This is a genomic window from Gynuella sp. (assembly GCF_050297175.1).
In the GTDB taxonomy this organism is placed as follows: Bacteria; Pseudomonadota; Gammaproteobacteria; order Pseudomonadales; family Natronospirillaceae; genus Gynuella.
On sequence record NZ_JBNKSF010000029.1, the window covers coordinates 77,539 to 89,490 of the forward strand.

Below are 11,952 nucleotides of genomic sequence, written 5' to 3' on the forward strand. Positions count from 1 at the left end.
GTGTTTTGTCAGGTAATTGATAACCATTACACAAATTTCATAGTGGTCAGACCAATGCCGCAATATCGTTCAGAAGAGATACGTGATTTACTGCTGCAACAACTCCAGGACGGTGCCATCGCCACCGGCGAACGCCTGCCATCAGAGCGTCAGCTGGCCCAACAGTATACTGTCAGTCGTCCGATTGTACGTGAGGCCTTGCAGGCCCTCAAAAGTCAGGGATGGGTGATCAGTAAGCGTGGTGGAGGTACTTATGCAGCCAATGGCCTGGAGCGTTCCGCACCGACTCTGCTGCCTGAGCATATGGACAGAAACATCGACTTGCAGGAAGAGTTATTGGAATATCGCTATGCACTGGAAGGACAGACTGCCTACCTGGCCGCACAACGGGCTTCAGAGGCTGATCTGAAAAAACTTGAACGGGCGTTCTTACGGTTACAGCAGGCCCATCAGCTAAAAGATGCTCAACAAGAAGCCACCAGTGATGCAATCTTTCATCTCGCCATTGCAGAAGCAAGCCAGAACCGGGTGTTGCATTACAGTCTACAGACACTGTTCGATTTGTTGAGACAGCATATCAGCAGCAACATAGGCAGCCTGTCGCGGCGACCAGAAACCCGCCTCACTCTGATCCGCCAACATCGCAGAATATTTGATGCCATACACAGACGCCAGCCCGAACGGGCTCGCGAAGTGGTTTATGAGCATCTCGATTTCGTCAAACGCATACTTACGGACCTCGCCGAAGAGCAACAACGTGTTAAAGAGCTATCCGGAGCCCGTTAACGATCCGTCAACATTTTGCCGGGATCCAGATAAAACGCTTTTTTATACCCCTGGCTGGTGCGATCTGTTTTCCAGGGAAAAGGGATCATCCTCACAACCGAATAATGCAGATGAGGAGGTTTGCCTTTGGCATTGCCACTGTCGCCGAGAGAAGCGATTTTGTCACCGGATGCAACGACAGAAAATATCGACGTATCAATCGTATTAAGGTGAGCAAAATAATGCAGGTGCCACTTGGGACCTAACACCAGAACAACATTACCACCTAAACGAATCTGCCCTGTATACAGAACCAGACCATCGGTAGTACTCAATACGTCAGTACCGGTTTTGCCAAAGATGTCGATCCCCTTATGGACTCCAGAGACTCCCCATGGTTCATACCAGAACGATTTTGGATTCCAGTCCCGTTGACTGGCACCGGCAACCGGAATGACTATTCGTTCCGGCAAACAATATCCCACCACTATCAGCACCAGAATACAGATGGCAAACAAATACTTCTTTTTCATGAACTCAGATTAGATAACATGCGAAAAACAATTCGCATGTTATCACTCAAATAACAGACTGGTCGAAATTATATGGCGATGAAAAAATCTGAAACCAACGGCTTGGCATCAGCGCTTATCTCTCTGAATCTGAATGCGTAATGCTCGCAGATTTCAAAGTGTGCCCAGACTCAACAGTTTGCTGTCCAATCCGTCGAACTGACACGCTTCATCGCTATGGCGCAATACCCATCTCATCCAGTCGCATCAGTATTGCCGTCTTCCGCTCTCTGGCGATCTGCTGCCAATGCATGTGTTCCTGTGCTCCCAACATGGCGTATAAAAAATTCAACCCTACGCCTGGAACACTCTGCCTCAACGTTAGATACAACTCAAACGGATCCGACGCCATAAATTCCTCGACTGATGAGATGCCGGCACGCTTGAGTATTTCCTCGCTTTTTTTTCCAAGTCCCTGCAGTTCCCGAATTCTCATATTCATAAACCGGATTATTGATGTTGTTAATGATCCAAACGCAATTCCATCGGCTGAAACGAAATACCCTCCACCGTTCCCAACGGCCCGGATTCTTCGAACCCAAGCCGTTTATAGACAGGTACTGCATAGATAGACGAACGCAGGCGAAATACTTTTGCAGGAGTCTGACTTCGGGCATGCAGCCATAGTTTTCGGGCAATACCGTTACCCTGAAAAGCTTCTGCCACAAACAAATGGTATAGATAATCCCCATGTTTTATAGACAGATAACCAACAATCAAACCATCTTGCTCAACGACATAATTCTGAAATTCTGAGCTGATCAGTCGCTGTGCAAACGCACTTTCGGTCAGCGTCTCACTAAACCAATCTGGTAACCTGACATTGGAGTCATCCAGATAGAAATGCGTCAGTGACATTACCAGATTCCTGATTTCTTCCAAATCCTCCAAAAGGGCCTTACGTATATTCATTTTGATTCTTCTTTTAAATAAGTTACCAAGCTACCAATTACTGAAGCCCGAGCAGATATGGCGTTAATCAGTAAGGTAAGTAAATTTTTAGCTAACAATGACAAAATCATTCAACGTTTCTTATCCGCCAAAGGATGGAGCCTTACACCTGATATGCTTCCGAAAAACAGGAATAGTTTCGATGCAGGCGAAGAAGTAACCGCTCGCAAAACCAAAGTTTACTAATGTAAACAAACATTTGAGATAGTGCCGCCTTCTGACAAAAGCTTACCGAACAAATCAACCTCTGGAATCCACTGATGCACCGACAGGCTTACTAATGATTCAACTCAGAGAGCCGCAACAACAAACCACTCACTATGCCAATTCTCATCCCTTCAGCTACCGATATAAAAACATCTTTGACCCGATGGTCAATAAATCCTGACACAATAGATTTTGCAATAAAGATATATTGCCGTTTCAACGTACTGCATGACAACTCAGACGATAATATTTGTCCCTCAACAAACTATTTTTTTAAGACAAGTTCACATCTATATCAAAAATATTCCGTCATACAGATTTATGCCATATATAAATCTATCACCGAGAGCATTAATTCAGTAAATCAAAAACCAGGAGACTGATTTAGAAGAGATGGGCTGAATGACTATTGCAGCCCATAAAATTGAGGGACATCAGATGCTCAGGTCAAATCAGCCAACCTGATCAATGATAGACTGCCATAATTTACTCAACCGTTTGTCCGACACCGGTTGTATGGTACCTATGGTTTGAGCGAATAATGAAATGCGGTACTCTTCTATCAACCAGCGGAATGTATTGAGATCTTCGTTGACACGTTGTTCCTGTTCAAGCTTGCGGTCCAGGTCACTATATTTCTGCCACCAGTCAGCCAGCTCATCAATCATCAGTTGTTCATTCGCTGGTACGCCTTTGGAACGATCCATTCTCGCGTGAATTGCCTGAATATAACGGGGATATTGCTGCAACCAGTGTTTGGGAGTACGTGCGACAAACCCTGCCTGAGTCAGATTTTCCAACTGGCTTTTAATATCGGCATACATAAAAGCCAATACAAAATTTACTTTCTTACGGGTCGATTTCAGAATTTCTGTTCGCGCTTTAAGAATATCAAACACCAATTGCGCCACTTCTTTGCCAACGTTATTAATTTCTCCGCTACCCAGTTTTTTCAGCGCATCCCATTCCTGTTCGTTACGGGGTAAACGTTCATGTTGTTGTTTCCATGGTTCAATAAATGTCCATTTGAAAACTCCAGTCATCAGGTCATGGCGGAACTGTTGTGCATTTCCAATGGGAGCATACACCAGCTCAAGCTGTTTAAAGTTGCGCAGATCCTGTTTCAGAAAATCCTCCTGGCTGCGAAAGTTCATTCTTAACAGCTGAATCAATGCCAGCTCATGCTGACACTCTGCGTAATCGCCACCATTAAACATTTCCAGAGCGACGCCTTTTTCGGAGTATTGCAATGCCGGAAATACTTTGACCTGGATACCACCTCGTTTGACCAACTCTTCCCGAGCCAGCGGCCGGTCAGGAAAGTCAGTGAAATAGTGTTTCTCAACAGCACGCTTTTGACTGGCAGATGGGCTGATGGGAAGCTCTGTAGCAATGCTGCGCAGCTCTTCCAGATTACGGCCCTGTCGGATGATCTTGCCGTGCTGATTAATGACCTGAATATTGAGTTTCAAATGAGATTCAATATTTTCGGTATCCCACTGATCTCTTGGAATCTTAACCCCTGTCATACGCAATAACTGATGAGCCAGGGCGTCGCACAGATCTCCATCTCCAAACACTAGATTCGGCAGTGCAGCGTCGATGAAATCCGGTACCGGAACAAAGTTTTTACGCAAACTTTTGGGCAGTGCTTTGACCAGGGCAATACACTTTTCTCTCAACATTCCGGGAACCAGCCATTGAATCCTGGCTGCTGATACCTGATTGATTGCCTCAACCGGCAGCCGGATACTGACGCCATCAGCCTCACTGCCAAGTTTGAATTCGTAATTGACCGGTACGTATATGCCCCCCAGATCCATCACTTCAGGGAACTGATCAGGCCCCAATTGAGTGCCGTCTTTTCGTAACAGCGTTTCCCGGGTTAAATACAATAAACGATCGTTACCTTTTTGCTTCAGCCAATGCTCGAAACCTGAGCCATTAACAATCCCCTCCGGAATGTGCTGATCATAGAATTCAAACAGAACCTGGTCATCCACCAGATACTCATGCCGCCGGGATTTGGCTTCCATCTGTAAGATTTCATCAATCAGCTTTCCGTTATGCGCATAAAAGGCCGCACGGGTCTGATAATGATTTTCCACCAGTGCAGAACGAATGAAAATTTCTCTCGAAACAACCGGATCAACCGCACCATAGTGCACGCGTCGCTTGCCAATAATGATCAGGCCATATAACGATACCTGCTCCTGAGCAATTACCTGAGCACGTTTCTGTTCCCAATGGGGTTCAAAATATTGTTTTTTGACCAACGACCGGGCCAGCGGCTCTATCCATTCCGGTTCTATGCGGGCAACCATACGGGCGAATAATTGACTGGTTTCCACCAGTTCTCCCGCCATTATCCATTTAGGTCGTTTCTTGCTGACACTGGAACCAGGGTGAATCATACAGGCGCGACCACGTGCAGCAGTATACTGACGCTCTTCCTTCCAGGCTGCGATCTGACTAAGCAAACCAGACAACAATGCGCCATGAATTTGCTGATAACCAGCTTCACTTTCGTTTTCCACCAGCCCCAGTTCTTTACAGGCAAGATGCAGCTGCCGGTGAGTATCCCGCCATTCTCGCATGCGTAAATAATGCAAGAAGTTCTGCTCACAGTATTTACGCAACTGATTCTGGCTTAGCTCCAGACGCTGTTGTTCATAGCGATTCCATAGATTTATCAGGCTCAGGAAATCAGAGTCTTTATCGGCATCCTGAGCATGTTTCTGCTGGGCTTGCTGTTGTTTTTCCTGAGGCCTTTCCCTTGGATCCTGTATGGCCATCGCACTGACAATAATCAGCACCTCTCGCAGGCTTTTCTGCTGATGGGCCTCCAACAGCATGCGGGCCAAACGCGGATCCAATGGCAAGCGCGCCAGTTTCAGGCCAAGTTTGGACAACTGGCCATTAACGGTAACCGCGCCAAGCTCGTTTAATAAAGTATAACCATCTTTGACAAAACGGCTGTCGGGCATATCTACAAATGGAAATTTTTCTATTTCCCCCAATCGCAGGTACAACATCTGCAGGATGACCGACGCGAGATTGGTTCTCATGATTTCGGCATCGGTGAACGCCGGGCGATTGTTAAAGTCCTCCTCCGAATAGAGGCGGATACACATCCCTTCCGATACCCGACCACAGCGTCCAGCCCGTTGATTGGCAGACGCTTGGGAGATTTTTTCAATTGGCAATCGTTGCACTTTTGACCGGTAAGAATAACGACTGATACGCGCGAGCCCCGGATCTATCACATAACCAATGCCAGGCACCGTCAGCGAGGTTTCAGCCACATTGGTGGACAAAACGATCCTACGACCGGAATGCGAAGAGAAAATCCGCTGCTGCTCGGCGGCACTCAAACGCGCGTACAGCGGCAACACTTCCAAATGAGGAATAGAGGATTTTCTCAGTGCATTCGCCGCCTCACGGATTTCCCGTTCGCCCGGAAGAAATACCAGAATATCGCCCCCCTTTCCGGGAGTCTGGCCAGTACGCTCCAATTCCAGAATTTCTTCTGTCGCAGTGACAATGGCCTGCGACAAGTCCTGACGATAAGAAAAGTCCTGATCATCCTCTTCTTCCGATCCCAGCGGACGATACACCATATGGACCGGATACGTCCGGCCACTAACTTCAATTATAGGTGCATTGTCAAAATGTTTGGAAAAACGTTCCAGATCGATGGTTGCGGAAGTAATGATCAACTTCAGATCAGGGCGACGTGGCAGCAGGCGTTTGATATATCCAAGCAGAAAATCAATGTTCAGGGATCGCTCATGGGCCTCATCGATAATGATCGTGTCATATTTATTAAGATAACGATCCTTTTGTATTTCGGCCAATAATATGCCATCGGTCATGACTTTGACCTGGGTGGAGTCCTGAATCTGATCCTGGAAACGAACCTGGAACCCGACCAACCCTCCCAGTGGAACCTGCATTTCCTCTGCAATACGTGATGCGACAGCTCTCGCCGCCAAGCGTCTTGGTTGCGTATGACCGATCAAGCCTTTTTGTCCACGACCCAGTTGCAGGCAGATTTTGGGTAACTGGGTTGTTTTACCTGATCCGGTCTCACCCGCCAGCACCACAACCTGATGTTGTGCTACCAGATCAGCAATTTCACGACTTTTCTGACCAATCGGCAAATCAGGGTCAATCGTAATAGCAGGACGATTTTGTATTCGCTGCTGAACCCAACCGATAGATTGATCAAATCGCGTAATCAGCTTCTCCAGCCCGGCAGTTACATCTTTTTTATTACGAGCCAATGCCGAAAGCTTATTAACCTCCTGCTGCAAAAAATAACGATCTTTACAGGCAACAGAATCCAACAGTGATATCAATTTTTGCAGGGTTTCTTGAACCATGTCTCTTCGGTCATGTTAAGCGGGAGCGCGATTTTACCGGCAAAAGCGGAAAACACAAAAAAACCGGGGCTAACCCCGGTCATAAGAGATGCTTGAACTATGAATTATGAAGTTTTCAGCTCCTCTTTCAGTGCCCGGCGCAATACTTTACCCACATTGGTTTTGGGAAGTTCGGGTCTGAACTCAAAGACTTTTGGTACTTTATAGGCCGTCAGGTTTTTACGACAGTGAGCGATCAGATCGCTCTCGGTAACATCTCCTTTGGCCACGACAAACACCAGAATTTTCTCACCGGTCGCGTCGTCTGGTGTGCCTATGGCGGCCGCTTCCAGCACCTGTGGATGCAACGTCAGGACTTCTTCGACTTCATTTGGATACACATTAAAGCCAGATACGATGATCATATCTTTCTTACGATCCACAATTTTCAAATATCCATCGTCCTGTTTTATCGCAATATCACCCGTACGAATAAAACCGTCTTCGGTCATGGTCTTGGCAGTTTCTTCAGGACGTTTCCAATATCCTTTCATGACTTGTGGGCCGCGGGCACACAGCTCACCCGCTTCACCATCGGCAAGTGCATTGCCGTTTTCGTCCAGAATAGCAATTTCTGTAGACGGAGCGGGTATGCCAATCGTGCCCAGTTGCACATGCCCTGGCGGATTGAACGACAGCACCGGAGAGGTTTCTGTCATACCATAACCTTCGTTGATACAACACCCGGTTACTTCCTGCCACCGATCCGAAGCACCTTTTGTTAACGCCATACCACCGGAAACCGTCATTTTCAAATGGCTGAAATCCAGTTTTCTGAAATCTTCATTGTTGCACAAAGCCACAAACAGAGTATTGAGCCCGGTAAAGCTGGTAAATTTGTATTTTGCCATTTCCTTGATAAACGCAGGCAGGTCGCGGGGGTTTGGAATCAAAACATTATGATTTCCTGTGTAGGGGATCAGCATCCCATGCACCAGAAATGCGTAAATATGATACAGCGGCAAAGGTGCAATCATGATTTCCTTGCCCTCATCCAGTGCCAGCTGAAAAAATTCCTTACTTTGCAGCATGTTGGCCACCAGGTTACGGTGGGTCAACATGGCGCCTTTGGCCACACCGGTCGTCCCACCGGTATATTGCAGTACAGCAAGATCGTCACCTTTCATCTCGACCGGCTGGAGAGACTTACGCCCCCCCTCTGACAGGACAGACAATAAGGACACGACTGCACTGCGATCATACGCAGGCACCATCTTTTTGACGTATTTGACCACTGAATTGATGAGCAATCGTTTGAACGGACTGTGCAAATCAGCAATTTCCGTTACGATGATCTTCTGTATGCCAGTTTTTGGTTTTACCCTCAAAGCCTGCGCTGCCATGCCTGCATATACAATCAGGACCTTGGCACCTGAATCGTTAAACTGGTGCTCCATTTCCCGGTCGGTATAGAGCGGATTGGTATTAACCACCACCATACCTGCCCGGATTGCCCCCCAGACCACAACCGGAAACTGAAGTATGTTTGGCAATTGCACCGCAATGCGATCACCCGGCTGAAGATCAGTATGATTCTGCAGGTAGGATGCAAAGCTGGCACTCAGACGATTAAGTTCATCAAAGCTGATGGTTTGCCCCATACAGCTGAAAACCGGTTTATCGGAAAACTTTTTTACAAAATTGTCGAATATATCGACGATGCTCGAATACTTATCTGGGTCTACTTTGCCAACCATTCCGGCTGGATAATGATCATAAAAATAACTGCCTGCCATTTGCCCTCCTTATTATTATTTTGCGGCATTATCAGCTGTACTTAACAAAATAACCAAAGACCTTAAGAAATCGTCTGACAATGCTTTCAGGTTTTAAAACAACACTATCAAGAAGCTCGGATAATCGCCATAAACCAGCGAATGAGCTGAGAACTATAAACCAATTTAATGAAATTTGAGAAACATTGTGTGTATTGAAAAAGCTATTTTCGAGCCATTGACCCGGCAATCTTTAATCAGGCAGATGGTGCCACACAATATCTCCATCTTTGAATACCACCGCTTCACCGGGCTGCATCTTCTGCCACAGCTTACTGTCGGTCAACGGTTGAGTGGCCACTACTGAGACAGTAGTACACTGTCCCGTTCCCTCATTCAAATCTACTTCCATTTGTACGTCTTGGAGAAACTCTTTCTGCTGTCGGGTCTTTCGGGTGTATCTGTGCAAATTGTTCGAACAAAAACAGAACAGGAAGCTTCCCTGACTGAGCAGCATATTAAATACCCCTTCACCCTGACACTCCTGACAGAACGCCAGAATTATCGGCCAGAGTTCCTGGCAAACCGTCGGCCCCTGAGCAAAATAGGACCGGATCCGATTCAGCAGGTTACAGAAAGCTGCTTCGCTGTCGGTAGTACCGATAGGTTGAAAACCTCCGGGCAAATAACGGTACTCTTTCATTTGACCGTTATGAGCAAAGGTCCAGGGCTTACCCCATAACTCACGAGTAAACGGATGAGTATTGACCAGCGACACCGCCCCCACATTTGCCTGTCGTATATGAGAGATCACGATCCGGGAATGGATGGGATACTGTTTGACCAACTCGGCAATTCTGGATCGGGATGATGGTAACCAATCACGAAACTCGCGGGTACCACCATCCTCATAAAAAACGATACCCCAACCGTCTGTGTGCGGACCCGTCACTCCGCCTCGTTCTGTTAATCCGGTAAAGCTAAAACAAATGTCGGTTGGTACACTTGCGCTCATCCCCAACAACTCACACACTGCTTATAACGCCTCTTTGCTACTGCCTGCAAAATAATAGCACAGCCAGTTGTAAGCAACAGCCTGCACCGGAATCAAGGGGCTTTGGAATCTTCCTTATCGTCTTCCAGTTCATCCGACAGATCTGATAGATCTCCCAAATCAAACACATCCTCTTCATCTTCAGATAGCTTTCCATCGTCATCACGAAAATGGTCCAGGTCTTCCAGACTACCGAAATCTTCGTCATCACTGAGCAAACCATCAATTAATGGACCATCTGGCTCTTCCAGCTCATCTGCGTCAACCGGAGCCTCTTCTTCAACGGCAACAGCTTCATCCTGCTCTTCGTTCTCCAGTCGACGTGCTTCAGCAGCCTCATCCAGCTGTTGAATTTCCTGTTCCATAGCATCTCGGGCGGTGTTCATCTCGGCCCTGCGCCGGTTAATAAACACGTAGGCCACAGCAAAACCACCTATAACCAGAATACCAGGCAGACTCCAAAGCAGCATGGTACCAATTCCCAGTGAGTCCTTGTCGCTGCCTGATGGCTCATTCATCCAGTTATCCTTGGTCGCAGGCATCTCCTTAGCCCTTTGTTCCTGACGCTGTAAAGCTTGTTCCTTAGGGATCTCTGCGACGGTTTCGATCGCGAACTTGGCAGGGGGCAAATTCGGCTGAGGAGACGGTTCCGGTTGCACCATCACCTCGGCATCCATAGTCATAGGCTGAGTGGAGCCTATTGGAAAATTTAGCTGCTGAGGGGCAATTGTAATACCGTCCGCTAATGCACCCTGCAAATAAATATCAAGCTTTGGTTCCAATGTAACGGTATCAGCATAAGGTCCGACGTCAGCCTGCCAGTAACCAGAGACATTCCAGTTAAACTCCAGACTTTGTTGTACAGTGGCATTTTTGACCGTAGCCGTGACGGTTGACCGGCCAACGTCGATAGCTGGGTTATTGGCATAAATTCTAATTCGATAGTGGTTCCCTTCCACAGTGGTTTCGGCCGAGATATGTGCTTGTACAGAGATAGTTCTGGATATCCGGCGCTGAAAAGTCTGCCCATCCAGTGCCACTTCGAGAGTGTAATTTCCGGGTTGATTTAAAAAATGATCCAATGGCACAGAGAAACGATCACCGTTTAATACCATTTGAGCAACAATCAGGTTTTGACCTGGCTGGTCCGGAGAAGCTGTCAGATTAATATTCATCATCTGCAGAAATTCATCATCGTTCACATCCCCCTCACGGGAGTTTAGGAATGCCTCCAAACGGTTGTCCTGTCCTGGAAACATAACCACAGGCAGATTTTCCAGTACCAGCATCACATCGGAGACCACAGTGACCCGACTGTCTGCCTGGACACGCCCATCGATCACCCAGGCTCCTTCTGCCGGATTTTTAATCGTTACAAGGTCATATTTGTCCGTTGATTTCCAAGTCACCAAACGGGTGTCACTATCTGTTGCAAAGACCTCACCATCCGGACTGATCAACTTGATCGGCTTTGCCAGCGCTTCGCGAAACACCAGCACGGTCATTTCGTTAACATGACTATCAATTGTAAATGCATTTGCTTTGATTGGAACCTGTTCACTAGGTACCGCAGTATCAAAGATCCTCAAAAACACAGACATCAGGTCATCGGCATTGTTAACCTGCTCAGAAAGTCCCTGAGTCTGCATAGACAGCTGTCTAAGCAGAGGCAGATCCGCCTGTGCCGATAAAGCAATGGTATGAATAGGAGCCTGCTGGCGCCTGAAACGGGGTAATACCTGATTTAGTATTCGATTCCGTTCACGAATATTGGCCGCCAGCTCAGGTGAAATATCAGCCATTCCATCAGACAACAAAATGAACTGAGGATGCACACCATTACCACTGATCGTAAAATCAAAGGCAGACTTCTCAAGTACTGAGCCCAAAGCCGTGCGTTGACCCAATGAATTTATTTTGCTGGCCTGACGACGGGCATTTGTGCGCCACTGATCGTTGACGCTGCCATACGGTACCAACATGTTGACGTAGCGCCCAAAAGTCCAGACCCCGGCACGGGTGTCGTCGGGTAACAGATCAATCAATAAATTTAATGCAGGAATACGCAAATTATTGGGGTCGTTTTCCACCATGCTGCCGGAAATATCGATCAAAATTCGCACATCCAACGGCTGTCCCGAGGTTTCTGCAGCAGAAAACATCGGTGTACTCAGTAATAGCCACCACACAACCAGTGCACCAAAGCAGCTATTTTTAGTTTTATTCATGAACACATTTCCAATCTTAAAAACCAGCAGAAAACC

8 protein-coding genes are annotated in these 11,952 nt (G+C 47.1%); 1 reads left to right on the forward strand and 7 read right to left on the reverse strand.

Going from position 1 to position 11,952, the window contains the following annotated elements; genetic code table 11:
* The first annotated feature begins 54 nt into the window (after window positions 1–54).
* Window positions 55–786, forward strand: a complete 732-nt coding sequence (locus tag ACQY6I_RS11480; RefSeq protein WP_428241628.1) for a FadR/GntR family transcriptional regulator — start codon at window positions 55–57, stop codon at window positions 784–786.
* On the opposite strand, the gene ACQY6I_RS11485 is transcribed toward ACQY6I_RS11480, so the two are convergent.
* The 7 genes from ACQY6I_RS11485 to ACQY6I_RS11515 all read right to left on the reverse strand — a co-directional run bounded on the left by ACQY6I_RS11485 (window position 783) and on the right by ACQY6I_RS11515 (window position 11,916).
* Window positions 783–1,298, reverse strand: a complete 516-nt coding sequence (locus ACQY6I_RS11485; protein WP_428241629.1) for a M23 family metallopeptidase — start codon at window positions 1,296–1,298, stop codon at window positions 783–785. The two genes, ACQY6I_RS11480 and ACQY6I_RS11485, sit on opposite strands and share 4 nt — an antisense overlap.
* 214 nt (window positions 1,299–1,512) lie before the next feature.
* Window positions 1,513–1,773, reverse strand: a complete 261-nt coding sequence (locus ACQY6I_RS11490; protein ID WP_428241630.1) for a TfoX/Sxy family DNA transformation protein — start codon at window positions 1,771–1,773, stop codon at window positions 1,513–1,515.
* A gap of 26 nt (window positions 1,774–1,799) precedes the next feature.
* A complete protein-coding gene (locus ACQY6I_RS11495) occupies window positions 1,800–2,249 on the reverse strand; it encodes a GNAT family N-acetyltransferase (protein WP_428241631.1) in 450 nt (149 codons plus the stop codon).
* Window positions 2,250–2,947: 698 nt separating this feature from the next.
* Window positions 2,948–6,880 (reverse strand): ATP-dependent RNA helicase HrpA, encoded by a 3,933-nt coding sequence (gene hrpA, locus ACQY6I_RS11500; protein ID WP_428241632.1) that lies wholly within the window; start codon window positions 6,878–6,880, stop codon window positions 2,948–2,950.
* A gap of 104 nt (window positions 6,881–6,984) precedes the next feature.
* On the reverse strand, window positions 6,985–8,655 hold the full coding sequence (locus tag ACQY6I_RS11505) for an AMP-binding protein (protein WP_428241633.1): 1,671 nt from the start codon (window positions 8,653–8,655) through the stop codon (window positions 6,985–6,987).
* Between the two features lie 232 nt (window positions 8,656–8,887).
* Window positions 8,888–9,667, reverse strand: a complete 780-nt coding sequence (locus ACQY6I_RS11510) for a class II glutamine amidotransferase (RefSeq protein ID WP_428241634.1) — start codon at window positions 9,665–9,667, stop codon at window positions 8,888–8,890.
* 74 nt (window positions 9,668–9,741) lie between these two features.
* Window positions 9,742–11,916: a VWA domain-containing protein gene (locus ACQY6I_RS11515; RefSeq protein ID WP_428241635.1), complete on the reverse strand. Its 2,175-nt coding sequence runs from the start codon at window positions 11,914–11,916 to the stop codon at window positions 9,742–9,744.
* Window positions 11,917–11,952: the final 36 nt, after the last annotated feature.